Origin of the sequence: Bradyrhizobium nanningense (assembly GCF_004114535.1) — a bacterium.
In the GTDB taxonomy this organism is placed as follows: Bacteria; Pseudomonadota; Alphaproteobacteria; order Rhizobiales; family Xanthobacteraceae; genus Bradyrhizobium; species Bradyrhizobium nanningense.
Genome location: NZ_LBJC01000065.1, coordinates 1 through 24,485 on the forward strand (window position 1 = coordinate 1; position 24,485 = coordinate 24,485).

Below are 24,485 nucleotides of genomic sequence, written 5' to 3' on the forward strand. Positions count from 1 at the left end.
CGCCGAGCACTGGATCGTGGTCCGCGGCACCGCGCAGGTGACCGTCAACGAGACCTTGAAGACCGTGCACGAGAACGAGTCGATCTACATCCCGATGGGCGCCGTCCACCGGATGGAGAATCCGGGCAAGATCCAGCTGGAACTGATCGAGGTCCAGACCGGCTCCTATCTCGGGGAAGACGACATCATCCGGATTGAAGACGACTATCAAAGAACTTGAGATTCTCGGAGATCAACAGAGTGGCTCTGTCTTCCAACGCTGAGAGTCTCGGCCGAGATGCGCTGCTAGAACGCCGACACTTCCCGGGTCCATCGTTGTGGATCCGTTCCAGATTCCGCACGCAGGATAGCGAACCGATCCAAGGCATCGACCAACGGTGTGACCACCGGCCTTAGATTATCAAGTACCAAGACCGCTCGTCCCTCGCGAACAAGCAGCACAAGGTGGTGCTCTCCCGTTGCCCGGATGACGACTTCTGCGAGAAGGAGTGCGGAGCTGGGCCAGCCGGATCGAAGCAACAGATGTCGCTTGGTGACGGCGTAGTCGCCGCAATTGCCTTCGTCAGGGAATATCTGCCATTCCGCGTCCCGTCGGCTTGCAGGCGGATCTTTCGGCGTTATGCCGAAGTTCACAATTGAATTGATCTGGGCGAGTTCTCGCCAGCGCTGGACTGAGGAGCGGAAGTCTCGGATCCTGCGATCGTCGTGGCGTTGGCAGTCCTCGGGATATTGAATGCAGAATTGTGAGAACGACAGCGGTGGCATCACCGCTTGGGATTCGTAGCTTGAATAGGCGGGCTGGCCGCAAACGCAATACATTATGGCCAGCATGCGGACCGCATGCCTGATCATCGAAAGTTCGCCTGACATTTCTGATTGCTAGACGAAGTATATTGCGATGCGGTGGAAGCGCTATGACAATTGTGAGGCAATCGATGCACAATCGTGGAGCAGGGGCGTGCGCTCGATCGCGACCGGGCTGAAGGCGCCATGGCGCAGTGCGTGGCCTTGAATTTCTGCAAGATCTATCTCCTAAAGGACATGGAAGCCGCCTGCTCCTGCCTCATCATCCTGTCCTTACAAGGCCGCTTACGAATGAAGCTAGAGTCCGTGCGAGGGCTCGTTAGTCAGGCCTCCTCGCGGAAACCTCGACGCGGCGAAGCGTCATCTCGATAGCCGTTTGGCGGTAGGCATTCCGGAGTCTATGCCGTAGCACGCGATCTGCCTCTCCCAGGAGAGTTCGGCGATGTCGATGGCGAGCAGCCATTCAATGGCGGATTGGGGGGGCGATGTCGCGAAAGATGGCGGTCTGGGCCGCATGATAGTGGTCGATGTTCTCTCCGGGGAAGAAGTCGAAGCGGAGGACATAGCGCCTCGAACTCAGGCGGCAAGACGCGCGCCGACTGAACTGGAGGGAGGCTGCCAGGACCATTCATCGACTTCGTGCCTCCGATTGCGGTCGTGATGTCGGTGCAGTGGCGCCAGGCTCTTTCGTTTCCGTGCCGGTGCAGGGATTGGCGATGCGATCGGCAGCGCAGCACGGTGAACTCCAGCCCATAAAATTGATAAGTAGAGATTCAAATGAATGATGACGGCCATGACTCTCCCCAAAAAGTCACAAAGCAGGGCGGCGATCGTGGACGCACCAAGGCGCGTTCTGCCGCTCACTCAAGGAGTTCAGCTTTTCCACGCACCCCCGGGCGCGCGACTGCATGCGAATCACGTGACGCAGGGAATCGCGCCCGACTCCGGCACGTCTAACGATCGAAACAACTTTAGTTAAGATGAGGATATCACCTGCGAGGAGGGAAAGCCTATTGATCGCTGCACCGACAGCGTCGAAGATCAAGGGCGGGTTAGAGGCAGGGCCGAGGAACGGCTGATGCCAAGGACTCTCCAGGAGCAACTTGATCAAGTTGAGCGCGACATCAAGCTGTATATCGAATTCGATAAAGAAGAGAAAGATCGGTTCAATCGCGAGTCTTACTTGTGGACTGCAGAGGATCGCATCGAGTGGCAGGAGATACAATCTGACAACGCTCAAAGACTCCGAGAACTGCTCGAGGAGCGTGACAATTTGCGCAGCCGGCTGGGCCTATGAAGCGTTGGATGGTTGTCGTAAATCGCAAGTGCGAAAGATCGCAGCTGCTCCGACATTTCCCTCAAAGCTCGAATGCTCGGCCCAAAGTATCAGTTCGGCGAGATGGAGGGGATAGGCTGGCGTTCCTGCTTGCAATTATGGGAGCTGCGCTGTTTGGGATCCGTACAGGTGATCTTGTGAGTTCGAACAACGCATCGGTGTTGGACCATGCATCCGAGCTCAACCGCGGGCAGCGTTCTGGCCTGCCGATGCTCGCGACAGACAGCCTTGATACCTGCATGCCGGCCCGCCGGGCGCCTGCTGGTTCTGCGCTTGGTGGGGAAGCTGCGTAGAGGCGCCGTGGGCCAGCCGCTCACATCCGGGCCCAAGCTCAGCTGTATGAGCTGGAGATGATTACGGCTTCGATGGAGCCGCTCGCAAACAAGGCTGTTCACGAAAGTGAGCGAGATGCGCGAGGGCCGGCGTTCGCGAGTCCACATCGCGCTCTGCAGCGCGCGCCGCGTGTTTTTGGGGAACTTCATCTGTAAAGACTATTCGAGGAACTTCGGCGCCCTTGGTTGGCTTTTGCGGCTAGCAATGTGAACATGGTCCGCCGCATTCGAGCGTTGAAGGTTGTGAATCTCCTTCATCAACAGCAGGCGTCGAAGTTGCGCTCCGTTCAGGAGCGTTTCAAACAAGGCGAGGATCTCGCGCACTTGAACGTAGACTTCCATGCTGATCGCAGGTTGCTACGAAGCCGTAGGATCGAAGACGGGCCTCGATATCGAGCGCAGCAGAAGGATCCAGCTGCCAGTCCAGCGCCTTATGGACGGTGTAGATTTCGGCTGCATCCTGGAAGTCCAGGGCAATGCCCACCACGTCGATTCGGCGAAGCGTCATCTCGACGGCCTTTTGGCGACAGGTGCAGAAGCTGGGTATCGTTGCATGTCCCAGGAGAGTTCTGCGATGTCGATAGCAACCAGCCACTCGATGGCAGACTGAGCACCGAGGTCGCGGAAGGGTCTGAAGAGCCGGATACCGGTCGATGTCCTCTCCGAGAAGAAGTTGCTGTGGAGGGCACAGCAACCCGAACTGAGGCGGCAAGACGCTCGCCGATCGCGGTTGACGAAGATTAATGGGACCATTCATTTAGTCGTTTTTTAAGAAGCAACCCCACCGCTCGCGCCATCCGCTTTAGTGAACCCGACATGCCGGCGAAGAGCCGTGGCAATTTCCCGCGCCGTACCGCCGTGCCCAGCCGGTCGCGGTTCTCAGATTGCGATGATCGCGCACGAAGCTTCGCATCTCGTGGTCCCGCAGGTTTTTCGTGCGCTTTAACGCGCAATAGAGCCCCCGCTACTAGCATTCGAAACCGATGCGAAGCTTAAACCGAAACCAACTCCTGTTCAGCGCGCGAGCGGTACTTAATTGCCTGCGATTAAATGATAAATTTGATTATTCGATATAATCGTGATGACTCCATCGCAAAATTGAAAAATATGTTTGGGGAAAACATGGGAGGTCGGAATGGAAGCTGCTCGCCGCTTTCGCGCTATGGCTTTGCTTTGCAGACAGACTGCCGCGCTCCAACCGGATAGAAGCTGGAGGCTGCTCGCAGAGGCAGAGTACTGGGAGCATCTGGCGGCTGCGGCTTTAGCTCATTGAGACTGGGTCGAGCGGTCCGTTGTCTGGTTCTTTTCCGGCGACTTTCTACTTCAAGCCATTTTCTGAGGCATGTGATGTCGCGTACGCGTCAGATTTATACTTGTGCTGTTCTGAGCGAACGGCTGCAAGCGCTTGTGGCGGAGCTTAGAGAGGTGGAGAAGCTTCGAAGTAAGCTCCGACAGGTAGAAGCGAGAACAATGGGCCGAAGACGGCGTACCAGAGCTGACGGCAGAGCGAGAGCCGTTTAGACTGGAGACCCTCCTGGTCCGAAGCTTGACCTTCGTCGGCTCGCTGTGCGATTTGGCGCGCGGGAGTGCTCGCGATCCTCGTATCTACAATTAACTGGGGCAGGCCGACGCCTTCATGGCGCGGAGACCTGGGCGAGTATGTCCCTGCGACGTGCCGGCAACCGCCAGGCCGGCGTGGCTCACAACGTTCGAACTAACTCGGCGGCGAGACCGGGCGTTTATCCAGGATCGCGCGCTCGCCCAAGATCTTCATTCGATGCACTTCGGAACACCGCAACTAGTCGATCGCCGTCCCAAAGCTCAACGTCGTGCTCGCCATGCATTTGCTCGGCTCGACGTCTCGCCGCCTGCTCGTCAATGCAATCGAGCTTTGCAGCGCAGATCACTCGCCGACCGCTGTCCACCATGAACACTTTGTACCGCATGATGGCAGTCCCAAGCACAAGAGGGACCGCATCATACTCGAACATCGGCCTGAGGCAGTACCAGATGGAGCGCAGACGCGCGGAACATTATAAGTGTTGCAATTCGGATATATCAGCGCGCCAGAAACTCACCAAGGCCTTTAGGTCACCTGCCAGCATATCTTCAGTGGCGTAATCTCACCGCGTGCCGGAGTGCGCGGCTCGCGCTTAAGATCGAGAAGCTCCCCAGCATCATCAGCGCCACACCTAGCCAAGTTACCGTCCGGCTGCGCGCCTCGCCGAGCACCTGTTCATCGCGCGCCCCCATCGGCATAGCTGGAGACGAGTCGGCTCGCGCGGCAGCAGAAAGCTTCTCCGCGTCGACTTGGGGCGGCACGGATTGCTCGGGCGTGAGTTGGCTGTTGGGAGCACCAGAGACGGATGCCGCCGGAATCAGGATTGGCGCGCCCGCATCGAAAACAGAAGCAGCATCAGCCACCTTCACCTCGCGTGCCGGCGTCGGTTGAGGCTCGCCAGCCGCCGCAGAGCTTGATAACTCCGCGCGCGCATCGCTTACAGGGCTCCGCCTTTGCCGCATGGTCTCGTCCTCGTCGGGCCTGACGGTGCGGTTAGCGATGCGACGATGAGCCGGTTCTCGCGCCGTCGCGACTCCCTCGGCCAAGAACCAGCATTTGCTGTGGCCTTCCCGCCGATACACCCAGCGCAGGCCGGCGCCGGGCGGGTTGCCGGGCTGTGCCAAGCATTCCGGTCGCGCCGACGAGTTCGCAGCAGGCTCACGAGGAGCAGGATTGAACAAGTCGGTAAACGGGCTGGAGAGCGCAGGTGTCGCCGCAAGACCTCCAAGAAGAACCAAACTGGCGAAATAACATCGCAAATGACCGGACATCGAAAACTCCCGGTGATGCGCCCCCACCCGAGACTTCGCGGCGACATGGGCCCCGATACGACTTAAATCTGGCAGCGCAATGAATTAAATGTGTCGCTGGTCAGTCGAATTAATCCAGCGCGCCGGGTTGCAGGGCGGCCACGCGTCGCAAGTTTCTGGATGTCACGATCCTGGGCCACCTCAGTGGGCGCTACCTCCTCCCGGCAAATTAAATCCCTTGCCATGATATTACCGCTGTCATGCCATTCTCCCCGCCGCATCTCCGCATTTAAATGTGGATTATGCGATTATCATGAGTCTGACGGCTTGCCTGCTTCTTCATCCTAGACTTTCGTGCCTGGGCTTTTGACCCCAACCTCGGATCAGCCATGGACACCGCGCATTTCAATTCGCTCTCCCTTGATGAGCTCTGGATGTTGCACCAGCAGGTCACTGCCAGCCTGACTCAGAAAATCTTAATGCAAAAAGCTCACTTGGATGAACGGCTCCACAGGATTGGGCTAGCCGAGAAGGCCACACGCTTCGATCATAAGCGCCGTCCATACCCGCCCGTTCGTCCCAAATACTGCAATCCAAAGAACCCGGCGGAGACATGGTCCGGTCGCGGCCGGCTGCCGCGATGGCTGCAACCGCAGCTCCGAGGCGGTCGGAACTTAGACGATTTCCTCATTCAGCAGGCTTCGGTTCAAAAGCGCCAGACAAAATGAGCGCCGATTGCGGCATTTGGAATGGGAATGCCGGCGCAACCCGATTTTGCGCCTAGGACCAGTACTTCAAAGCATTGTCGAAGTCCGGTCTACAACCATGTTTGGAGGCATTGTCATCGCGCTATTTGCAATGGCGATCTTTTTCAGCTGGATCGCGCGCTCTTCTGTGGCTCCCATACTGACGCCGCGTTCAGAGATTGGCCGAGCCTTTGGGCTAGGATCACCCAAACGAGCCGCTGAACAGGTCGCTTCATTAGGACCCGGTTTTGCAACGGCGAGGTAAAAGCGCGACGAGCGTGGGGTTTCTTTCGATAGGCCGTCTTCAGCATATGATGGCCATCGACGGGACCTGGCGGCGACCATGCCTCGTACACGATGTTTCTGACTCCGGCGCTAAGCTAAGAGTTGAAGCGCCCGTGGAGGGATTGCCGTTGAAGGAGTTCTTCTTGGTGCTCTCGTCAACTGGCCTGGGTATCGCCGCAGCGAATTGGTTTGGGGGAATGGCACAGAGCTTGGCGTGGCGTTCATAAAGAATAGCCGCAAGCCGGGCGGCGTCGGTCGTAAAGGATTTCGGTTCGAATGAAATGCTGCTGGCCGTACCTCGACGACCCGCGGCATTTGGTTACTTGCGAGTCTCACGCCTACGTCGCTGAAGTCTGGTTGCGAAGCCGAACCGCGCGGGTCGCTGGTTTGAAGCCGGACGAAGGTAACACGATGCGCCCCTGGATGGAGCCCGTAGCTGGCCTCGAAGCAAAGTAACATTCTAGCAGGGTCGGTCAGGTAGGATGGAATTTTACTTACCGACCGATCAGCCTTGGGATTGCTATGACTTCAGATTGCGACGATGAATTAGCAATCATTTCCCGAGAAATTGCGGCCAAGCAACTAAACGTTGAAAATCAGGCAATCTTGATTGAGGTGCTTGAACGTGACGGACACGACATGAATGAACAAAGAAGACTCCTTGCCAGAGAGCGATCAGCCTTGGCAACGCAAATCGCTCGACAATTTCGGTTGCTAGAGAAAAGTTGGACATCGAGCGAATGAGCCTCATTGGCGGGCAACATACATGACAGAACGTCGAAAGCTTGAACGCATCGATGTGGACGAGATCGCCTACATATTCGGCGACGGCACCAGTCTACGCTGCCGCGTGGTCAATATGTCCGAACAAGGCGCCGCAATCGAGCTTCCGTCGAAGCAGTTCGTGAACCCCACATTCAGATTGATGCTTGAGAGAAATCGCGCCATATATAGTTGCCGACTAATCTGGTCGAGTGACAATCGCATTGGGGTAGCGTTTGAATAGCATAACGATTCCCCTGATCAGGAAATGGATTTCCGCGGCGCTATTCCCGGCATGGGATCGATGATGTCCAACAATAGACTTGAAACACGCCCGTGGTTGCCCGAGGAAGAAGCGCAGCTTCTTGCGCTCATCGAAAGTGGCATGACCGCAAGCGAGGTTGGTCAGAAGTTGGGACGCACTCGCTTGGCGGTCTACGGTCGATTGCTCCGCTTCCGCAAACAGCGAGGCCGAGTAAGCCGCACTAGCGGACGTTTATTCCCGCAATGGGCCGATTAGCTAATTTCATGGCGATCTAACTCTTATCGGCGTCGCGCCATGCCCTTTCGCTGAGGGAGCTGCATGGCATGGTGGGCGCGATCCATGGCGGCGCCTTACCTGGGGCTAACAGCTCGGGGGCTCGAACAGCGATGAGCGAAACAGTTCATTAGCTTTCATGTGGCTAACCTGGCAGCGTGCCGATTACCGCTGATTACGGCATATGGAATGGGAATGTCGGCCCCGGCTGTTCTCCCAACCTGCGGCTGGGGCCGTTTTGAACTTTTCGCTGTATCGTTCAACCCGGTCCACAACGATGCTTAGAGGCATTGCGATCGCGCTATTTGGAATGGGTATCTTTTCGCAGCTTGATCAAGCGTTCTTTTATGGCCGCAATACCGACGCGGCGCTCAGGCTTGCGCGAGAGATTGGCCGCGGTTTTGGCCTTTAGGACGGCGCCGTGCGTGCTCCGCGTGGGAGCTTTTCGTTTCCGTGGCGGGGCGGCTGTTTATGATGCGCGCGGCACAATGGTACCGTAACTTCGTCACGTGCCTTACGGCCGAGAGCTCTCGGTTGCACGAATTCAAGATGGTGGGATCGCAGGGCGTCTGCTCGCAGACAACGCAGGGGGCAAGCCGGGGGAGCGACCTACACCCGACGAGGCCCGAGAAGCAGCGCATTGGCTGGAAATGCTGGCAGATGTCCTCGAGACGGATATTGTGAGCAAGCAGCAACCTCATTGATTGTGGCCCGAAGGTTGCGGGTGCGATGCTGCTGCTCCGGTGTTGCCTCGCAACCTACGTTCGGGACGGGTCAAACGAATCTGTCGTTTAGCGCAAGCCGCGGAGCTCGGGATGCGATGTTCAGCGCGGCCGGCGCATCGTTGCGCTTACGAAGCGCTGATTCCTGATCTCGCGCAGGAGCAACATCCGTTTGGTTTGTGCGGCATTGAGCAGGCCTTCGAACAGCACCAGGACCTCGCGCGCCTGCACGTAGACTTCGGTGGTGATGGCGTGTTGGTCGTAACCATAGGCCGCAAGCCGCGCGTCGATCTCGGTCGCAGCGATGGGATCGATCTGCCAGCTCAATGCGTTTTTCCGCGTATGGTACTCGGCCTCCTCTTCGAACTCGGGATCGATGCCGACCATGTCGATGCCCCGCAGCGCCGCCTCAACCGCCTTTAGGCGATAGGTCTCGAGCAATTTGTGCCGCAACATGCGGTAGCGCTGGATGTCCCAGGACAGCTCGGCGATGTCGATGGCGAGCAGCCATTCGATGGCGGATCGCGGCGCAAGGTCCGCGAAGATCGCCTGCCGAAGTGCCTGGTAGTGTTCGAGGTGTTCGCCGGGCAGCAGCAGAGGCGGCGGCGCCAAGGCCTCAAACTCGACCGGTAGCGCCGTGACAGTCAGCTCCCGCGTGGCTTGGAACAGGCCGTTCATGGGGCGGCCTCCGAACCAAGGTTGGCCGGAACCGGCGCGGTGCCGATCGCGGGGTCGGCCGGACCGTGGACCGGGCTTGCCGCCCACAGATTGTGCGCGACCGGCAAGGGCGCGATCTGCAGATTCGCCCACCAAGCCCGCTCGTTGCCGTGTCGATGCAGCTCCTCGTGATGGGCGCGGCACAATGGCACGGTAAATTCGTCACCGACTTTGCGGCCGAGTGCTCTGGGTTGGGCGAATTTCAGATGATGGGCATCGCACGGCGTTTGCTGGCACACCAGGCAGGGCTGCTCCTTAACAAACGACAGGTGCGCCTTACTGCGTTTGCGCGACGGCTCCTTGGGATAGGCGAGCCCGGCCTCGGGGAGCGCTGGCTGCAGCGCAGCCTCGGCGTCGACAGGGAGCGGCGCTGCGGACCGCGGCTCGCCGTCCGGGGCGGCCGATTGCAGACACGCAGCGTCCTCGAGCTTGGCCTGATAGGCCGCCTCGACGCGCCGGGCATCCGGCTCCTGCAGGCTGTTCTTGAGCGGGAGGCTCGCCATGGCCCAGCCGAGCAGATCGGCGCTGGCGGGCAGCGCTTCGAGCTGGCGCAACAGCTGCTCCCGGAGTGCGGCGGACTCCCCCGGCCGTAGCACCGGGGTACGGTTGAGAGCGCCCTTGCCGGGCGCGGCCTTGAGGTTGGGCGGTGCGGGGGGACCGGCGGCCGTATCCGGGGCGTCCAGATCATCCTCGCCGGCAATCCCGACCAGCGCGAACAGGGCGTAGCGTCGGGCATAGGTCAGCGCCGCACCCATGCGATGCGGCGCCTCGATGTCCCGTGCAGCGCAGACCGGCCAGTCCGATGAGATCCACTCGCCGGAGGAATGGGCGAGCAGGGTGGTGAGGTGGATGTGGCCGGTGGTCTCCTCGACCCGGGTGGTCTGGATGGTGGCGATCTCTTGCTGGCTCAAGGTCTTGCGCACGATGTCAAGGCCGCTCGCCAGCGAGGCGTAGCGAAAGGTGCGGTCATCATCGCGCAGGAAGGGTGAGCGGATCTGAGCGGTCAGGGTCTTTTCCGGGTTGGTCAGCGCAGCTTGGGCGCGGGCCAGCGCCGCCGCGATCGCCCCGATATGCTCACTGGCCTGGTGCATGGACGGCCTCCATCTCAACCGGATCAAAACTGATGGCGCCGGCCTTGGAGCGCTTGGCGCGGATGCCGTGTCCGAACGCTTCCTTGGCATCCTCGGGCAGCAGCTTCTTGAGCTCGGTCTTGGCCAGCTCGTGCTCGCCATGGGCGTCGCGGGTGCGCAGATAGATCCCCGCGCACTCGGCCCACAGATTGGATGCGGTCATGTCGACGACCTTGACAGCGGCGAGCCGCGGCCGCGGGGTTTCGATCCCGAACAGCAGCGGCGGCTCGCCGCTCTGCACGCAGCGCCAGAACTTCTTCTCGGCGGTCAGCAGCAGGTGTTGGTAGAGCGGGTCGGCATGCACGGTGATCTCGACCCATTTGCCGCCGCCGGTGATGATGGAGAGCACGGCCGCGCGCGCCGCGACCACCCACATGTTGTGCTGCAGCTGCGCCATGTGCTTCTCGGCCGCCGCCTCCTCAGTAAAGGCCCAGGGCAGCATGAACTTGGCCTCGAACACCGCGCCGGTCGGCGCGACGATGCCGTCCAGCGTGGCCGCCATCCAGGCGTGGACGGGGTGCCGCACCCGCTTCTGGACGTCAGTGATCGCGTGACCGGTGGCGCTCTGGTACCAGGTGCGGTTGAGTTCTTCGGTAGCGATGCCGAGCTGGACAACCAGATTGCGCGACAAATCTTGTGGCGCGACCTCGCCACGCTTTTCGCGCCACAGGCGCATGAGCTCGTCCTGGTCCTGGCCCATAATGATGCGCGCGTCCGAGCCGCCAATGAAGGCGCGCCGGTCGTGGCGGTTAAACCTGATGACGGAGTGGGGCGCCGCGGCGCCGTCGGTTGCAATCGTGGTCACCGGTCTCTCCTTGGTTGACGCGGCTTGCCGCCGCACCACCAAAAGCCCCGCCGCTGCGAGGGGAGAGACCGGGGCCAAGGGCCCACGGCCCGGTCCAATAATTAACGCTCCTTTTGCGCGGAAATGCCAGTCCTTTCTGCAGCAATTTTGCGGTTCTGTTGACCAGAAGACGTTTGATTTTTCAGTAGGTTGGAGCGATCTTCCGGGTGCTCGCACCCGCCCCGGCAGAGGAACGCGCAGATGGCGTCAATTCGACAAATCAAAGCCAATCGCGCCAACGCCAAGCGCAGCACCGGGCCGAAAACGGCGGGTGGAAAGGCGAGGTCGGGCCAAAATGCGCTGCGCCATGGACTGGCGCGGAGCGCGATCGGCGATCCTGCCGAGGCCGCGAATTTTGCCGCCGCGATTGCTTCTGGACTTGGACATCAGGTCACATCGGCCTCCGCGATGGCCCTTGCACGGTCCAAGCTCGCGCTGCTGCGGCTCCGCCGTTTGCGGCAGGACATGTTGGCCGCGCTATTGACCGGTCCGATTCCGGTAGACCTCAAACGCCTCAAAGCGCTTGAGCGGTACGAACGGGTCGCTTTGGTGCAGCAGAGGCGGGCGCTCCGCTTGCTCAGGCTGGAGCGACGTTGGTGCGGTCACTTGGCTTCGTTCTGGAAAATTGGCCGCGTCGCTCCATAGCTGCGGCGAAGCTCCTCAAGAGGCCACGTAAGGCTGACTGGGCTTAGCGCGTGGGGCTGCTTGGGTGCCGAAGCACGCGCTGGTGCCCACAACAATTCTCGCAACAGCTTCACGGCATCACCGCCCAGCGCCTGGGCGGCCGCATAAATTCCACGACGTCGACGCCATTCGCCGTCAGGAGAGCTGAGCGCCCCCGACGATCGTGGCGATATTCACGTCTGGACCGGTCGCGAGCTCGGGTCGACCATCCTGCGCCGCGAGAACGAGGGTGATGCAACGACTCCGCTAGCAGCACCCATCAGAGCCAACTCATCGTGTAATCGTAGCCGTTGTCCTCGTAGGCCAGCGCCTGGCTGATGCTGTCGACTTGATCGTCGTGGCGGCTTTGCGGGAAGGTCAATAGCTCCATCTCGAGCTCGGCCAGGAACGGCGCGTTCCTGGGAAACCAAACCCGTCCGGCGGCGAATTTGCCCTGCTGGACGTAGAGCCGGCCGACCTTGTCGTGGTCCACCTTAATGGGATTGACGAAGCAATCGCCCTTCTCGCCGAGCTCCTGGGCCAGCGCGATTCCGGTGGAGGCTTCTTCGACCAGGATCTCGTGCGGCTTGAAGCGCCTGGCGAGCTCGAGCGCGGTGTCGCGCAGGGTCGGATACTCAAACCGATCTCGCACAAGATCGAGCAGGTAGTAATTCCCGTCAACCACCAGCCAAGTCGTACAGACCGACCAGTCATTTTGCGCGCCATTCTTGGCGGCGGTATCCCAACTCTGGATGATGCGGCAGCCGAGCACCTCTCTTGAAGGGACCTCGTCGTAATATCGCAGCCAGTCTCGCTTGATCATGGCGCCGCCAGCCGGAACCGGCGCCTGCTGGTACTGCGCGGCGAACACGTCTGGCCCGAGCGTTTGGCGCAGCTTGCGCAGCGTCTCGATCGATTCATGGGACGGATGCAGCGCGTCCCCGGCCTTCCTGAGGTGAAATCGATCCGGGCCGATCGGGATCGCGGCATCTGTCTCGGCGATCGCGGGCAGGCTGAGCACCTGCCAGTCATCGGATGAACTGGCCAAAAACCCGGACAGATCGTCCAGATGAACGCGCTGCATCACCACGATCACCGCGCTGGTTTGCTTGTTGTCGAGCCGCGACATCAGCGTATTGGTGACCCACTGGTTGATGCTGGTTCTGCGCGCCTCCGACTGCGCATCGATCGGCTTTTGCGGATCATCAATCAGGATTAGGTCGCCGCCGAGCCCTGTCAGCGTCCCGGAAACCGATGTTGTCCTGCGCGAACCGCGTCGGGTGGTGATCAACTCGGTTTCGGTGCTGCGCGCGATGCGCATGTCCGGAAACGCGCGGCGGTACCATTCGGCATGCACAATGGATCGGAAGTCGCTGGCATGCTTGGCCGAAAGGTCATCGCCGTAGCTGATGGAAATGATGCGGCGGCCTGGCGCGTGTCCAAGCAGGAATGCCGAAAATGCCACCGACACTGTGATCGATTTGAGGTAGCGCGGTGGCATGTTGATGATCAAACGCGTCAGCTCGCCGCGTCGCACCCGCTCGAGCTGATGGGCAATCGCCTGAATGTGCCAATTGGGCAGGAATTGAGCGCCGGGGTTGAGGTGGAGAAAGCATCGGTAGACAAAGCTGACGAAGTCAGCGCGCAGAATTGCGCTGAACAATGCGAAGTCGTGAGTGGTCATTCGGAGTCTCCTTGCTTCTTGAATTGCTCGCGCAGCTGTTGGGCGTAAGCATCGAGGACCTTGCGATCGTCGATGTCGAGCTGCGGCGCTGCAGGCGGTTCGCTGGACTCGGCCTGCTGCTTGCGGTTGAGAAGGAAGGCCGCCGATTTGTCCTTGCCCTTCAGCGCATCGTCCACAAATCGGGTCAGGATGCCTTCGAGCGCGCTGATCCTGCGCACTCGTCCATTGTAACGGATGCTGATTTTTCGGTTGAGAAGCTCATTGATGATGGTCGCCTCGTTCTTCGAGCCTTTGGGCCGACCGCCCTTGTTGCCGGATTGACCCGGCTTGAACTGGTGCTCGCGGGGCGGGCGGCCGTAGCCTACGTCGGTTCGTTTTCCGTGCGAGGCCGGCCCGGTTTGCTTGCGGCGGCTCATGTGCTGGGCTCCGCCGATGTGGCAGCGCGCGCAGCGGCCACCTCCTCGAAGGTCTGGCCGGTGGCGACCAGGATGGCATCGCGCCTGGTGACGTCCTGCCAGCGGCGGATTGCGACGTCGACGTAGAGCGGATCGATCTCGAGGCCATAAGCGCGGCGGCCGACACGCTCGGCGGCAAGCAGGGTGGTGCCGGATCCCAGGAAGGGGTCAAGGACGAGATCGCCGCGCCGCGTGCAGTCCTTGATCGCATCCGCAATCAAGGCGACAGGCTTCACCGTGGGATGCACTGCGAGCTCGTCGAGGCGATCTTTGCGGAAGGTGTTGACACCGGCATAGGTCCAGACGTTGGAGCGGTTGCGGCCGTGGCGGCCGAGCTCGACGTTGTTGAGGTGCGGCGCATCGCCGTTCCTGTAGAGGAAGATCAGCTCGTGCTGGGAGCGGTAAAAACTGCCTTGGCCGGCATTCGACTTGTTCCACACCACCAGATTCTGCAGCGGACCGAAGACGGCGTGGCCTGCATTGTGCATTTCGCCGAGGTGTCGCCAGTCGATAAAGATGTAGTGCATTGACCCGTCATGCGAGAATTGGACGGCCAGATGCATCCAGCGCGTGAGAAAGACGGTGAACTCGGGCGACGACATTTCCCCGGACCCCACCGCAAACTCGCGGTGCTTGATCCTGCCGCGGCCGAGCGTTTTGGAAATTTGCACATTGTAAGGCACGTCGGCGATCAACATGTTGGCTCGATCGGATCCCATCAATCTTGCCCAATCGCTCTGATCGCAGGCATCCCCACACAGCACGCGATGCGCACCAAGTTGCCACAGCTCGCCTCTGCGGCTGATGGGCTGCTCGGCGATCGTGCAGGGAGCGTCAGCTGAATCCTGCTCCGAGTTGCCGAAATCGAGCAGCAGCCCGTCGATTTCGGCCGGCTCAAACCCGGTGATGTCGAGGGTGAGATTGAAATCTGGGAGAAGCGAGGCGAGCTCGCCGAGCTCTTCGGCAAGCAACTTGCGATCCCAACCTGCGTTTGCCGGAATCTTGTTGTCGGCGAGCGCCAGGGCGCGCTTTTCCGCGTCGCTGAGGCCGCGCATCACCAGAACGGGGACCTCCTTGAGGGAGAGCTGCTTAGCCGCCTCCCAGCGGGCGTGCCCGGCGATGATGCGCCGATCCTCGTCGGCCAAAATCGGGTAGGTCCAGCCGAAACGGAGGATCGAGTTTGCGACTTGCTTGATCTGCTTCTTGGAGTGGGTTCGCGCGTTCTTGGGAGCTCGCTTGACGGCTCGTAGCGGCAGCAATCGTACGTCCGGTTGGCCAATCTGTGGCAAGCGAGTGCTTGTCTTGGCAACCTCCAAATGGTCTTCAATGGAACGTTCGAGGTGCTTAGTTCGCTTGCGGGACTTGGAAAGCGCGGTGGGTGTGCTAGACCGTGGTTTGGCGGCCTCTGTTCGACCGAGCGTCATGTCGAAGCTCCTTGTTGTTGAAGGAGCTAGCTATATTCAGCATTTTTCGGACGTTTGCATCAAGTGTAATGCCAATCGAATTGTGGCAACAAAGCGCAAGCTGCTGCGGCCGATCCGAGGCGTCGCGTTCGACGCGGCCTGGCTACAGCATCCCGAACTTGTGCAATGTGTCGTCTATCTTTTGCCTGGACGGGCGTTTCAGCGCAGGCTCTTGCTTCGCAATGTACCGCAGTATCTCCTTTCGCGGCGGCACCTTCCCTCTAAGGGCCGGCAGTTTGCTGCAATCGAGCGCACCGGTGGGCTGGGCAAAGGGGATCGGGTATGTGTAGCACTCCTGCTCAGCATTCATCATCGCGATGGTATGGTGCAGAATACGCCAGTCGAGCTCGGTCACCTTATAGGGCAGCGAGGCTGGAATGACCTCGACCGCGCGAAGCCGCGTGCCATCGACAAGCTCGACAGCGCAACTGCCATCCACGGTCGCTCCGTCGAGGCGAAAGACGTCGAATTCCTCGAGTTCTTGGCTGCCGTGACGTCGGGCTCGAAAGTTCGTGGCGCTCGGCAGCGTGACGAGGGAAGTTGTCTGCGCCGCAGCGTTCTCGACAAAGACGCCGACGAGGCCGACAATCTGTTTGGAGGGCAGCCGTAAGCGACCGGCCCGGATTTCTGCGGTACGCACACGGTCGAAAACGGCCTGTGCGTGGAGAACGTTGACGGCGTCCGCAATCGAGCGCCGGTTCTCGCATTCTTCCTGTTGCAGCCACTTCAAACGGGGCATGTGGTCATCCGATGTTCTAGTTGGGCCCCCGTGCTAACGTGAGGCTTAAGCGCATAACGTTCTACCCGTAGCTTTACGGTCCGGTTGAGACCGGTAGATCGTTAGCGCCGCTGCAAAGGTTCATCCAGGTCTTTGTCGAGCCAACAGGAAGCGGTCATAGACGGCGTCGTTGCTTGGCGTGGCCGGTAAGCGCCTCAGGACTATGTAGTTTTCCGCGGTGAGGGGTGTTCGCCATCGCATTATCACGCGGCGGCTTGCGAGATTGTTCCGTCGCAAATCACGGGGGCCTGGAACAGCTCAAGCAATCTTCATAGCCGCCCTCGGCATTGGCATCAGGGCTTTGAAGCCGCCTCACGGCGTACATCGATTGAGTCCTTACGTTTGGCATCGAACGCTCGTCCGATGCCTCATGCCGCCTCATCGCAAGCTCATCTCAGCTGGTCCTGGCGCAAGCAGTCGGCGCAATGCCGGGCCGCGGGGCATAGTACTTTGCGCCAACGCCTGATTGTCAATTTGCGCGCTCGACGCGATTCAGGCCTGCTGCGGTGAAGTCTTCAGATGGGGGAAATGACCACAATGATTGTGCGTGCTCTCGGCGCTGCTACCGTATTGCTGATCTCACTGAACTCCGAAGCGTTCGCAGCGGGCAATCACAGCCCCACCGGGCGCGTATCTTGTACGGACGTCAGATACTATGTCGCGAAGTACTCAGCGCCCGTGGCCGAGATGTATGCCCGAAGTCGCGGCGCCACCGACGCACAGATCGAGCGAGCACGACGTTGTTTGGCCTCAAACGAATCGGTTGAACCCGGGCGGCGGCGCTCCTACACCGAGTGAGCCTGATGCGATCGCCGCCTTTCCTAAGGCCCGGCATCGGTTGAACGCGGACAGGCTTTCGCTCTTGCAATAGATGGATGAAATTCGCCCGATAGTCATTTTTTCAAAAGTAGCCCCATTTCTCGTGCCATCCGCTTGACTGAGCCGACATGCCGGCGGAGAGCTGCGGCAATTTCCGCCGCGCCGTACCGCCGGCGGATCATTGCCGAAAGCTTCTTGCGTTCGAGGTCGCTCCATTCCTTTGGCTTCGAGATTTTCATGGTGTCACCTTCCCGCCGGCCCGAGACGGGCGACATTGGGAAATTTACGGGTGCCATCCAGAGTTGCCCGATGGGCCGAGGAGGGGGGCAAGCATTCTTTTCGGGGGCTTGCTGGGGCTCGGTGTCTGCGTGTCCGCGCATGCAGGCCTCCGCCATTCGGAAGAAGAAGGCGCCGCGGTCTAGTTCGTTGAGCAAAAAGGCGATAGCGATTAATATTCGGGCCGATGATCCCTCTCGGACGTGGACTCGTTAGCTCTAGGACGTGGACTCGTTAGTACTAAGCCACAGCCTGATTGAAGCGAGTTGGACAAAGGCGAGATAGTTGGCGGCAAGTATGTCGAACGGGTCGCTACCCGACAACCCGGCCCGACCTCCTAGCGGCCCCATTTGCGACTTGGGAGAATGTCTGCGCTTGAGCCGCTGTTTGGGTGGTGACCGGACACCAGTCGGCGAGCGGGTATGAGCGCATGCCCTAGTCGAGGTGCCTTCTGAAGCGCCGCGTAACCGCGTTCCACACTCGCGCGACCGGAAGCAGGAGGACGACCCAAAGCACTCTGATCGCAATCGGCGTCGTCCCGCGCCGCAGGAGTGGGTCGTGATCTTCCGGTCGATGGGGCGTCGTGTCGATCGATGCCGGAGACGGGGGCCCTGTGACAGCCGCCGGGCAGGACGCGGTCTGCGCGAGGGCAGGACAATTACAACGAACAGAACGTTCATCAGCAGCCATATTCCCACAATGAGAAGGCCGGTACGCATGAGGAACGACCATCATTAATCTGAAATTTCGAGCTTAGCTCCTGATGTAGCCGGTAGCACTGCGTTCGCGGAAGCCTTGGCGTAGCCGGGACTCAACCGCCGCGACATCCATTCTAGGAAGATGCCGAGGTCGATCGGGCGCTCAGCGCTTCGCGAGCGTCCGGCTCGGCCGCAGGCTAGGGTGCGCACTCATAAAGTCGGTTGCTGCGAGTCGGCCACCTGATGTCTGCTGCTCCCCCAACAAGAGCGCGGGAGCGGACATCGCGGCACTTCGCCTTCGGGCCGGGCGACACGAGCGAAAGAGGCCGTCGACCGAGGTGGCTCTTCTTACGGTTGTTTGATTTCCAAGCGCAAAATTGCCTGCATCACAGGTCGGCCTTGGTCATCTCGGACCCGGATTGCCATTTCGCGCCACTTTGCGCTGGGCACTGTATCTCTTGCAAAATCGGCGAGCCCAGCCGCTGCTTGAGCGCGCACAGTTCGAAAGCTGTCGCATTCAATTCCCACGTCATCGCGAACAAGCGTGCCATTGTGCGTATCGAAGTAGTAGCGCGCCATAATGACTACTTCGGTGGCGGTAGTTCAGGGGGAGTGGCCCAATCGTCTAGGTGAGCCGCTGTATCGGCCTGACTGGCTTTGCGCAGCATGTTGTTGCGCTCGATGCCCAGCGGAAGCTTTTCGGCTTCGTCGCGCGCGTCTTCTGCGAATGCGGCAAGGCGGTCTTGGAATGATTGTGGTTGCTCGAAACGGCGTCGCTTCATCGTGGCGCTGCTCCCTGCTTGAGTAGGCGGGAGCGCAACCGGCGTTCTCATCACCGATAGGAGCCCGGGGTAGCGGGGTGATGCAGGAGCAATGTGCGAGAGAAAGGTCGGTTCCTAATTAAACGCCGAGCGCGCTTTCCCGGTCGGAGAACGCCGGCCATGCGAGATTGGCAATCGATCTTACCGCGGAACCGGATTATTCCTCGCCCTGCAAGGTCTCTCGCGCGCATCGGCCTTTAATGCCCCCGAGTCTGGCCGATGGCTCACTCGACGTTTTTGCGCTTAATTGGCACTGGTTCGCCCGCGAGCGCGGTGCTGGTGTCTACCGAGAGCACTTCGACCACCCGCCGCCGGTCGGCTTGGGTTTCCACTCGGACACGGATGGTCGTCCCTGCAGGGATGGTCACATAGCCAGCAGCTTTCAAAACCGAAACATGGAGAAAGGCATCGCCGACACCCCCCTCCAGTTCAACGAAGCCAAATTTCTTGTCCAGCTTGAGCCAAGACACTCGACCCGAAGCGATCATCTGAAATTTCAGTCCCGCGGAAACTTGGACGGCAGAAGGAGGGTTTAGTGGGCGGCATTATTAGCATCTGGCACCGATAAAGCAGCTCAATCTGGTTTGCGGGGACCATGCCCCATATTATCCTAGGGGAACTCTGCTGAGGTAGGCCGAAAGATGAACCTGGAAGATCTGTACCGGCTGCTGCGTAGCGAGCATGTCCAGGCGCAAGGGATCGTCGACACCCTGGAGGAGCCTCTCCTCGTGCTGGACCAGACGGGTTGTGTCCTTACCGCTAATCGCGGGTTTTACGAGACTTTCAGGGTGAGCCGCGATGACACGGTTGGGCGTAGCCTGTTCGCTCTTGGCGACGGTCAATGGGACATCGCCGAACTCAGGCGCCTTGTGGGCGAGATCATTCCCAAGTCGGCCGCGGTTGTCGGATACGAAGTAGAGGCCGAGTTCCCAACCATCGGCCGGCGCACGATGCTCGTGAGCGCGCGTCGCCTGGTTCACCCCGACAATAACAGCACGAGCATTCTGATCCTGTTTGAGGACGTGACCGACCGGCGCCGCAGCGAGGCGCAAAAGGACATTCTCCTCGCCGAAACGCGCCATCGTATGAAGAACCTTCTTGGGATCGTGCGCTCCCTGGCCTCTCAGACCGATGTCGAAGGCCGGTCAGCCAAGGAGTACCGGGACGCGTTTTTGGGGCGGTTCCAAGCAGTGGCTGAAGCCGAGAAGCTCGCGCTGGCCAGCAGCGATCAAGCCGATCTGAGCACGCTCGTCGAGCAAGCATTGCAGCCAGCGGGAGCCGAGCGATACCGCATCGTTCCCGGGCCGCCGGTCGCTCTCAAGCAGCCGCAGGTTCTCCCGATCAGCCTTATCCTGCATGAATTAGTCACCAATGCCTGGAAGTATGGAGCGTTCTCCAAGACCGGCGGCCTCGTGCATCTCACCTGGGACATTGTGAAGAAGGACGGCAAGCCCGTGCTTCAAATCGATTGGCGAGAAGAAAACGGCCCGCCCGTGACGCCGCCTATTCGCACCGGCTTCGGCTCCAAGCTCATTGACCTCAGCGCCGTGCAGGGCTTACGCGGCACGGCGGAACTGAAGTATGAGCCGACGGGTTTAAGAGCCCATATCACCGCGCCTGTGGACTAGCGCAACGGGGAGACCCTGTGCACGAGGCTCCCCGAATATTGGTAGTCGAAGATGAGTACCTCATCGCAATGGAGCTTGAGGCCACGCTACGAACCGCCGGCTATCGGGTGATCGGCCCGGCCCCGGACGTAAGCGCAGCTCTGGAGCTGCTCAAGGCAGAGCGGCCTGACGCCGCCATCCTCGACGTCAACCTTGATGGACAATGGGTCACTCCGGTCGCGGAAGTCCTCCGGGCATCTTTTGTGCCGTTCATTTTGACCAGCGGCTACGTGGCCGCCGACCTGCAGGCCGAGCCAGCCCTGCGGGATGTAGTCAACGTCGGAAAAACCTGGCGGTCCGAATTTCTTCTCAAGGTCCTGGGCGACGCGCTAAAGGGTGAATGAGCCCGTTCACTCTGGGCACCGCTTTGCAGTCATTGTTGGGCCACAACGGGCAACATTGAAGCCGTCGACTGGAGTGCCGATTCGGGCGCCTCGAGCTCTCGCATTGCCTGCTCGCCGTTGGCTCTTGCTATTTCTTCTTCGCGGGTCCGAAATCGGGCTGCCAGGCGACTTCCCTGCGGCTGGGCGCCGCGGCGATGACCTTGGCTTTTTCTTTCTTCGGCTTCTTGGCTTCCCGATTACTGCGTTGCTGGCCCTTCGCCATGTCGCTCTCCTTTGGCTTGAGTTCATCGAATTCATCCGACTGCAACAACCGCCCACGCGGGGTGCAAATCCTGACGTCCATGTAGCCTTCGCGCAGCAGCTTCCGCGCAAGACGCAGCGCGACCGCTGCAGTGCCGCGGCCGAGATTGGAGCTACCGTATTCGTTGGTCCCGCTGACGAGATACGGAACGCGTGTTGCTCTAGCCATTGAGAACGGCGGCTCCGCACACGAAAGGCGAAAGAAGCAGCGAAACGATGCCCGGCGGCACGCCCCAGGCACGAAAGAGCGACATCAAACGCTCCTGCGAAGCTTATAGCGAGAGCACGCGCGCTCCTCAGTCACCGGTAGATGCCATGGGAGGTGCGGCGATATCAGCAAGCTTACGCCTACGTTACGCGAATGGCGAGCGCTAAAGCGCCTCGTTGCCATTACCGCTAGCCGGCACGGTGAGGATAGCGCTGGTCATTGCCGCGCCAAGGGCGCATGGTCGTCCCGGCCAGCATCGGTCGGGCTTCACTTGCGAAGGGCAAGCTTGCATGACTATCCGCTCGCGGCGAATCCATCACCTTTGGGCATTCTTTCGCATCCGCGGCATCAAATGGCTTGTATCCGCAGGGCCCAATAGGGATCCGGGTGTCGCCAGTGACTGACCACACTGTAGACCTCGACAAGCATCGCGGCATGGCCGCGCAGAAAGCGACCGATTTGCGCCGAGCGCTGGCCGAGGTCGAGAACAATGCGCGCGAGCTGCGTGAGCGCGAGGCCGATCTGGAGAACCGCCTGCTGACGGTGGCGGCCGCGTCATGGCCGGAGGCCGCGGCCAAAGCGCGCTATCTGCTCAACCTCTATGCTGCAAGCCTGCCCGCAGAGGACACGCGCCACCGTGCGCTGGTGGCAGCGTTGTTCGACGATTTCGTCCGATTGGCGGGGGAGGACTGAAGCGAAGAGAGCCGCCTGCATTCTCGACCCGTGCCATGCCCAGAGGGAGCGGGAGGCGGACGCCGGTCACGGCGACGACTTAAGCGCGCGATCATGCCGAAGCGATCACCGTAAGGAGTAAGCCATGACATTGACCAGCGGGCGCTTTATCGGCCACGAGTACGACCGGATGATTGTCCGGTTCTCGATGCATGACGGCGCCAGGGAGATTCCTTGCGCCATTTCAACCTCTGCGATGGACGACCTCGAGGGCGGCCCGCAAGTTAAACCCGACCAGCGGGAAGCGCAGTTCATCCGTCTGCGGGACCGTATCGAAGCATGTGCGGCAAGCAAGTATCGCGCGACGGAGTTCGAAGGCACGCCGCCGGGAATCGTGCTGCGAGGCATTGATTTCAGGCCATAGGGACTCGAGCTTTGACCTCCGGCAAGGGCGGTTTGCGCTCGAAAGGCTTCTTTTTCGGCGGCGCGGGCAGCAGTCCTTCTCTGATTGCCTGCTTGCGAGCGAGCTTGCGGGCTCGTCGAATAGCCTCGGATTTCTCGCGGGTCTTTCTCTCCGACGGCTTCTCGTAGGAGCGCCTCTGCTTCATTTCCCGGAAGACGCCCTCGCGTTGCATCTTCTTCTTGAGAACACGGAGTGCCTGCTCAACATTGTTGTCTCTGACAAGAACCTGCAATTCATCCTCTTCGCTTGGGGCTGCAAATGCGACACGTCCTGCAAGCAGCCAATTGCGCAGGAGCTTCATTACGATTGTTGAGGTTCGTGACGGCGACACCGTCGCCAACTTCGGACAAGCCGATCTGCTTGTCACAGCGATGCAAGTCGGTGCCGTCCACGTGATCACTCCCGTGCGGACAAGTCAATCGATATGGTCTTGCCCCAGATCCGCCTGGAGTCCTTTGGTCGGAGCACTGGAGATGCTTGGCCGAAAGAAGTCGGCTTCGGTTCTTGCAAAATGTTGAAGGTGATGTATATTGAGTATGTTCGATCAGCCGCTGTGCCTTGTTGAATGCGCCCGCGGGCTCCTTTTCCAAAGACATCGACGAAGTTGAAGGTTATCGCGTGATTGTCATGCGGTATGCGCTCGCGTGCGCTTTGGAGAAGAAAATGACGACAGGTACTGTTAAGTGGTTCAATGGCCAGAAGGGGTTCGGCTTCATTCAGCCGGACGACGGCAGCAAAGATGTATTTGTGCACATCAGCGCCGTCGAACGAGCTGGTCTTGCGGGGCTTGCGGAGGGCCAAAAGGTCAACTTCGAGGCCAAGACAGACAAGATGCGAGGCAAAGTCAGCGCTGAGAACCTCTCGTTGGCTTGATATCGTCGGCGCCGTTTCACGGATGTACTGAAACGGACCCTCTGCCCGCTCGATCCTCGGATTGAGCGGGTTTCTTCCGTTGTAGAGCCCGGTGAGCGATGAGCGAGAAGAAGCCGACAGAGCCGTCACCCCAAGGCATTGCGCGTTCCGATCGCAAGCGCCTCGCCGCTGAAGAAGGAGCACGGGCATTGGCAGATGCCGAAAGGCAGGCCATTGAAGTTCGCAAGAACATGGCACGGCTTCGAGAAGTTCGTGAGGCCAAGGAAGCAGCCGATGCAGTCCTTAAAGCAGCTTTGCCCGCGCCCATGCGTAAGAAGCGCTCGACGAAGCCGCGGATTTAGCGACCTAGCAACCAAGGCTAACGCCGAACGAAATTTGGAAGGGCCGATCACATGCCAAAGAGAGCGGGTTGTGCGTAGAACCAGGTCGGAGAGCGGCGGGACGATCACTTTCTTGCTCGCGCATGGCGCAAATCGACAACTGTGCCGGTTAGCGACGACATTCAGCACGCAGAAGCAGGCCTTCAGCTATTTGCAGAAGCATCGAACTGAGTTCGAGCGTATGGCGCGGGCGCGTCTTGCTTCAGGCGAACTCGAAAACGGGATTGTCGTGCTTTCGATGCTCTAGTTGTCAGACCGGACCAGGTTTGCATGAGCGGAGCGCTTGTCGCGATCTCAGTTCCGCGCTTGAACTCGTTCGCAGACGAATGTTGCTTTCAAGATAGATCGCGTTCGTTTCGACCTCGATTGCCAAGCTATCGAGTTGCGCAGAAGTTTCGAGCTCTTTGGCAAGGTCGGCAATAGACAGCACCGCTTCCCAATGTCGGCCGCCCGCTGATAGTCAATCCAAACCTTCGTTGTCTATGGTGAACGAGTCCCCAGCGCAGACATCAAGATAGAAATGCGACACCTAAGGCGCCCTGTCCGGCTGCCTTCGTCGCTCCGCTTCCCTGGCCAACCGTTCAGCTTTCAGCCGTTCCCGATTTGCATGGAAAGCCTGTTCTGCTTGTTCGTACTCGCTCGTCACTTTCTTCACGGTCTCCTTCAACAGACTATTCGCCTCATTGGCTGCATCCGATGGGGAATGCTGTCTCATCGCTTCTCCTCCTTGTTTCTGGTGGTCTGCAGTCGTCCGATACTAGCGGCTTCTTCGTGCTCGGCTTATTGTTGGCTCGGCTTGATTGCGGATTCCGATCGATGTCGCCCAGGATTCCGAGATGATCTCGCCCACCATTCCGATTTGAAGTCGCCCACCCGTTCCGAGATGATGTCGCC

General features: G+C 59.9%; 29 protein-coding genes. 12 read left to right on the forward strand and 17 right to left on the reverse strand.

Features of this window, described 5'->3' with window-relative positions:
- Positions 1-220, forward strand: a 220-nt coding sequence (locus XH84_RS32115; protein ID WP_128948553.1) for a cupin domain-containing protein, incomplete at its 5' end; no start/stop codon positions are given.
- Positions 221-285: 65 nt separating this feature from the next.
- On the opposite strand, the gene XH84_RS32120 is transcribed toward XH84_RS32115, so the two are convergent.
- Positions 286-870: a transglutaminase-like cysteine peptidase gene (locus tag XH84_RS32120; protein ID WP_245471920.1), complete on the reverse strand. Its 585-nt coding sequence runs from the start codon at positions 868-870 to the stop codon at positions 286-288.
- Between the two features lie 1,012 nt (positions 871-1,882).
- Between XH84_RS32120 and XH84_RS32125 the strand changes: the two genes are divergently transcribed.
- Positions 1,883-2,101, forward strand: coding sequence for a hypothetical protein (locus tag XH84_RS32125; protein WP_128916471.1), 219 nt, complete (start codon positions 1,883-1,885; stop codon positions 2,099-2,101).
- A 530-nt stretch (positions 2,102-2,631) separates the two neighbouring features.
- Here the strand turns inward: XH84_RS32125 and XH84_RS41075 are convergent.
- Positions 2,632-2,814 (reverse strand): hypothetical protein, encoded by a 183-nt coding sequence (locus XH84_RS41075; protein ID WP_245471921.1) that lies wholly within the window; start codon positions 2,812-2,814, stop codon positions 2,632-2,634.
- On the opposite strand from XH84_RS41075, the gene XH84_RS41080 reads away from it, so the two are divergent.
- A complete protein-coding gene (locus tag XH84_RS41080; protein ID WP_245471922.1) occupies positions 2,813-3,082 on the forward strand; it encodes a hypothetical protein in 270 nt (89 codons plus the stop codon). The genes XH84_RS41075 and XH84_RS41080 overlap by 2 nt on opposite strands.
- A 1,499-nt stretch (positions 3,083-4,581) precedes the next feature.
- Here the strand turns inward: XH84_RS41080 and XH84_RS32140 are convergent.
- Positions 4,582-5,304, reverse strand: a complete 723-nt coding sequence (locus XH84_RS32140; protein WP_128916473.1) for a hypothetical protein — start codon at positions 5,302-5,304, stop codon at positions 4,582-4,584.
- A gap of 368 nt (positions 5,305-5,672) precedes the next feature.
- Between XH84_RS32140 and XH84_RS32145 the strand changes: the two genes are divergently transcribed.
- Complete coding sequence (locus XH84_RS32145) at positions 5,673-6,011, forward strand: H-NS histone family protein (RefSeq protein WP_128916474.1); 339 nt, start codon at positions 5,673-5,675, stop codon at positions 6,009-6,011.
- Between the two features lie 1,069 nt (positions 6,012-7,080).
- Positions 7,081-7,320, forward strand: a complete 240-nt coding sequence (locus XH84_RS32160; protein ID WP_128916476.1) for a PilZ domain-containing protein — start codon at positions 7,081-7,083, stop codon at positions 7,318-7,320.
- A gap of 1,118 nt (positions 7,321-8,438) precedes the next feature.
- Here the strand turns inward: XH84_RS32160 and XH84_RS32170 are convergent.
- From XH84_RS32170 to XH84_RS32230, 12 genes are all read right to left on the reverse strand, one after another.
- Positions 8,439-9,014 carry a hypothetical protein gene (locus XH84_RS32170; protein ID WP_128916477.1) on the reverse strand — a complete coding sequence of 192 codons (576 nt, stop codon included), beginning with the start codon at positions 9,012-9,014 and terminating at the stop codon, positions 8,439-8,441.
- Entirely contained in the window at positions 9,011-10,144 is a 1,134-nt protein-coding gene (locus XH84_RS32175; RefSeq protein ID WP_128916478.1) for an ERF family protein, read from the reverse strand. The genes XH84_RS32170 and XH84_RS32175 overlap by 4 nt, the downstream gene beginning before the upstream one ends.
- A complete protein-coding gene (locus tag XH84_RS32180; protein ID WP_430641995.1) occupies positions 10,128-10,979 on the reverse strand; it encodes a YqaJ viral recombinase family protein in 852 nt (283 codons plus the stop codon). Before XH84_RS32180 ends, XH84_RS32175 begins: the two co-directional genes overlap by 17 nt.
- Positions 10,980-11,234: 255 nt before the next feature.
- Entirely contained in the window at positions 11,235-11,414 is a 180-nt protein-coding gene (locus XH84_RS40185) for a hypothetical protein (protein ID WP_164935874.1), read from the reverse strand.
- Between the two features lie 556 nt (positions 11,415-11,970).
- Positions 11,971-13,374, reverse strand: coding sequence for a phage terminase large subunit (gene terL, locus XH84_RS32190; RefSeq protein ID WP_128916481.1), 1,404 nt, complete (start codon positions 13,372-13,374; stop codon positions 11,971-11,973).
- A complete protein-coding gene (locus tag XH84_RS32195; protein ID WP_128916482.1) occupies positions 13,371-13,790 on the reverse strand; it encodes a DUF5681 domain-containing protein in 420 nt (139 codons plus the stop codon). The genes terL and XH84_RS32195 overlap by 4 nt, the downstream gene beginning before the upstream one ends.
- The gene (locus XH84_RS32200) at positions 13,787-15,088 is read right to left on the reverse strand and encodes a site-specific DNA-methyltransferase (protein ID WP_245471923.1); all 1,302 of its coding nucleotides are present in this window, start codon (positions 15,086-15,088) and stop codon (positions 13,787-13,789) included. The genes XH84_RS32195 and XH84_RS32200 overlap by 4 nt, the downstream gene beginning before the upstream one ends.
- 307 nt (positions 15,089-15,395) lie before the next feature.
- Positions 15,396-16,031 (reverse strand): hypothetical protein, encoded by a 636-nt coding sequence (locus tag XH84_RS32205; protein ID WP_128916484.1) that lies wholly within the window; start codon positions 16,029-16,031, stop codon positions 15,396-15,398.
- Between the two features lie 932 nt (positions 16,032-16,963).
- Positions 16,964-17,128: a hypothetical protein gene (locus XH84_RS40190; RefSeq protein ID WP_161494791.1), complete on the reverse strand. Its 165-nt coding sequence runs from the start codon at positions 17,126-17,128 to the stop codon at positions 16,964-16,966.
- Positions 17,129-18,211: 1,083 nt separating this feature from the next.
- Entirely contained in the window at positions 18,212-18,442 is a 231-nt protein-coding gene (locus tag XH84_RS32220) for a DUF6894 family protein (RefSeq protein WP_128916485.1), read from the reverse strand.
- Between the two features lie 5 nt (positions 18,443-18,447).
- A complete protein-coding gene (locus XH84_RS32225) occupies positions 18,448-18,645 on the reverse strand; it encodes a hypothetical protein (protein WP_128916486.1) in 198 nt (65 codons plus the stop codon).
- 263 nt (positions 18,646-18,908) lie between these two features.
- Positions 18,909-19,172 (reverse strand): cold-shock protein, encoded by a 264-nt coding sequence (locus tag XH84_RS32230; protein ID WP_128916487.1) that lies wholly within the window; start codon positions 19,170-19,172, stop codon positions 18,909-18,911.
- Positions 19,173-19,325: 153 nt separating this feature from the next.
- Here XH84_RS32230 and XH84_RS32235 point away from each other — a divergent pair, with 153 nt between their 5' ends.
- On the forward strand, positions 19,326-20,312 hold the full coding sequence (locus tag XH84_RS32235; protein ID WP_128916488.1) for a sensor histidine kinase: 987 nt from the start codon (positions 19,326-19,328) through the stop codon (positions 20,310-20,312).
- A gap of 17 nt (positions 20,313-20,329) precedes the next feature.
- A complete protein-coding gene (locus XH84_RS32240; RefSeq protein WP_245471925.1) occupies positions 20,330-20,695 on the forward strand; it encodes a response regulator in 366 nt (121 codons plus the stop codon).
- 127 nt (positions 20,696-20,822) lie between these two features.
- On the opposite strand, the gene XH84_RS41095 is transcribed toward XH84_RS32240, so the two are convergent.
- Positions 20,823-21,164 (reverse strand): hypothetical protein, encoded by a 342-nt coding sequence (locus tag XH84_RS41095; RefSeq protein ID WP_245471926.1) that lies wholly within the window; start codon positions 21,162-21,164, stop codon positions 20,823-20,825.
- A 435-nt stretch (positions 21,165-21,599) separates the two neighbouring features.
- On the opposite strand from XH84_RS41095, the gene XH84_RS32250 reads away from it, so the two are divergent.
- Together XH84_RS32250 and XH84_RS32255 are read left to right on the forward strand one after the other, a co-directional pair.
- The gene (locus XH84_RS32250) at positions 21,600-21,896 is read left to right on the forward strand and encodes a hypothetical protein (RefSeq protein WP_128916489.1); all 297 of its coding nucleotides are present in this window, start codon (positions 21,600-21,602) and stop codon (positions 21,894-21,896) included.
- Positions 21,897-22,020: 124 nt separating this feature from the next.
- Positions 22,021-22,299, forward strand: a complete 279-nt coding sequence (locus XH84_RS32255; RefSeq protein WP_128916490.1) for a DUF1488 family protein — start codon at positions 22,021-22,023, stop codon at positions 22,297-22,299.
- Here the strand turns inward: XH84_RS32255 and rpsU are convergent.
- Positions 22,289-22,570, reverse strand: a complete 282-nt coding sequence (rpsU, locus tag XH84_RS32260) for a 30S ribosomal protein S21 (RefSeq protein ID WP_128917145.1) — start codon at positions 22,568-22,570, stop codon at positions 22,289-22,291. The two genes, XH84_RS32255 and rpsU, sit on opposite strands and share 11 nt — an antisense overlap.
- Before the next feature lie 431 nt (positions 22,571-23,001).
- Between rpsU and XH84_RS32265 the strand changes: the two genes are divergently transcribed.
- From XH84_RS32265 to XH84_RS41100, 3 genes are all read left to right on the forward strand, one after another.
- Entirely contained in the window at positions 23,002-23,211 is a 210-nt protein-coding gene (locus XH84_RS32265) for a cold-shock protein (protein ID WP_128917146.1), read from the forward strand.
- A gap of 98 nt (positions 23,212-23,309) precedes the next feature.
- Complete coding sequence (locus XH84_RS32270) at positions 23,310-23,552, forward strand: transcriptional regulator (RefSeq protein ID WP_128916491.1); 243 nt, start codon at positions 23,310-23,312, stop codon at positions 23,550-23,552.
- 70 nt (positions 23,553-23,622) lie between these two features.
- A complete protein-coding gene (locus XH84_RS41100; protein WP_128916492.1) occupies positions 23,623-23,838 on the forward strand; it encodes a hypothetical protein in 216 nt (71 codons plus the stop codon).
- The last annotated feature ends 647 nt before the right edge of the window (positions 23,839-24,485 follow it).

Bases quoted from the DNA above. Each gene is read 5' to 3' on its own strand.
- XH84_RS32120 (WP_245471920.1), bottom strand. From the start codon at position 870: ATGTCAGGCGAACTTTCGATGATCAGGCATGCGGTCCGCATGCTGGCC.
- XH84_RS32125 (WP_128916471.1), top strand. From the start codon at position 1,883: ATGCCAAGGACTCTCCAGGAGCAACTTGATCAAGTTGAGCGCGACATC.
- XH84_RS41080 (WP_245471922.1), top strand. From the start codon at position 2,813: ATGCTGATCGCAGGTTGCTACGAAGCCGTAGGATCGAAGACGGGCCTC.
- XH84_RS41075 (WP_245471921.1), bottom strand. From the start codon at position 2,814: ATGGAAGTCTACGTTCAAGTGCGCGAGATCCTCGCCTTGTTTGAAACG.
- XH84_RS32140 (WP_128916473.1), bottom strand. From the start codon at position 5,304: ATGTCCGGTCATTTGCGATGTTATTTCGCCAGTTTGGTTCTTCTTGGA.
- XH84_RS32145 (WP_128916474.1), top strand. From the start codon at position 5,673: ATGGACACCGCGCATTTCAATTCGCTCTCCCTTGATGAGCTCTGGATG.
- XH84_RS32160 (WP_128916476.1), top strand. From the start codon at position 7,081: ATGACAGAACGTCGAAAGCTTGAACGCATCGATGTGGACGAGATCGCC.
- XH84_RS32170 (WP_128916477.1), bottom strand. From the start codon at position 9,014: ATGAACGGCCTGTTCCAAGCCACGCGGGAGCTGACTGTCACGGCGCTA.
- XH84_RS32175 (WP_128916478.1), bottom strand. From the start codon at position 10,144: ATGCACCAGGCCAGTGAGCATATCGGGGCGATCGCGGCGGCGCTGGCC.
- XH84_RS40185 (WP_164935874.1), bottom strand. From the start codon at position 11,414: ATGTCCAAGTCCAGAAGCAATCGCGGCGGCAAAATTCGCGGCCTCGGC.
- terL (WP_128916481.1), bottom strand. From the start codon at position 13,374: ATGACCACTCACGACTTCGCATTGTTCAGCGCAATTCTGCGCGCTGAC.
- XH84_RS32195 (WP_128916482.1), bottom strand. From the start codon at position 13,790: ATGAGCCGCCGCAAGCAAACCGGGCCGGCCTCGCACGGAAAACGAACC.
- XH84_RS32205 (WP_128916484.1), bottom strand. From the start codon at position 16,031: ATGCCCCGTTTGAAGTGGCTGCAACAGGAAGAATGCGAGAACCGGCGC.
- XH84_RS40190 (WP_161494791.1), bottom strand. From the start codon at position 17,128: ATGAAAATCTCGAAGCCAAAGGAATGGAGCGACCTCGAACGCAAGAAG.
- XH84_RS32220 (WP_128916485.1), bottom strand. From the start codon at position 18,442: ATGGCGCGCTACTACTTCGATACGCACAATGGCACGCTTGTTCGCGAT.
- XH84_RS32225 (WP_128916486.1), bottom strand. From the start codon at position 18,645: ATGAAGCGACGCCGTTTCGAGCAACCACAATCATTCCAAGACCGCCTT.
- XH84_RS32230 (WP_128916487.1), bottom strand. From the start codon at position 19,172: ATGATCGCTTCGGGTCGAGTGTCTTGGCTCAAGCTGGACAAGAAATTT.
- XH84_RS32235 (WP_128916488.1), top strand. From the start codon at position 19,326: ATGAACCTGGAAGATCTGTACCGGCTGCTGCGTAGCGAGCATGTCCAG.
- XH84_RS41095 (WP_245471926.1), bottom strand. From the start codon at position 21,164: ATGGCTAGAGCAACACGCGTTCCGTATCTCGTCAGCGGGACCAACGAA.
- XH84_RS32255 (WP_128916490.1), top strand. From the start codon at position 22,021: ATGACATTGACCAGCGGGCGCTTTATCGGCCACGAGTACGACCGGATG.
- XH84_RS32265 (WP_128917146.1), top strand. From the start codon at position 23,002: ATGACGACAGGTACTGTTAAGTGGTTCAATGGCCAGAAGGGGTTCGGC.
- XH84_RS32270 (WP_128916491.1), top strand. From the start codon at position 23,310: ATGAGCGAGAAGAAGCCGACAGAGCCGTCACCCCAAGGCATTGCGCGT.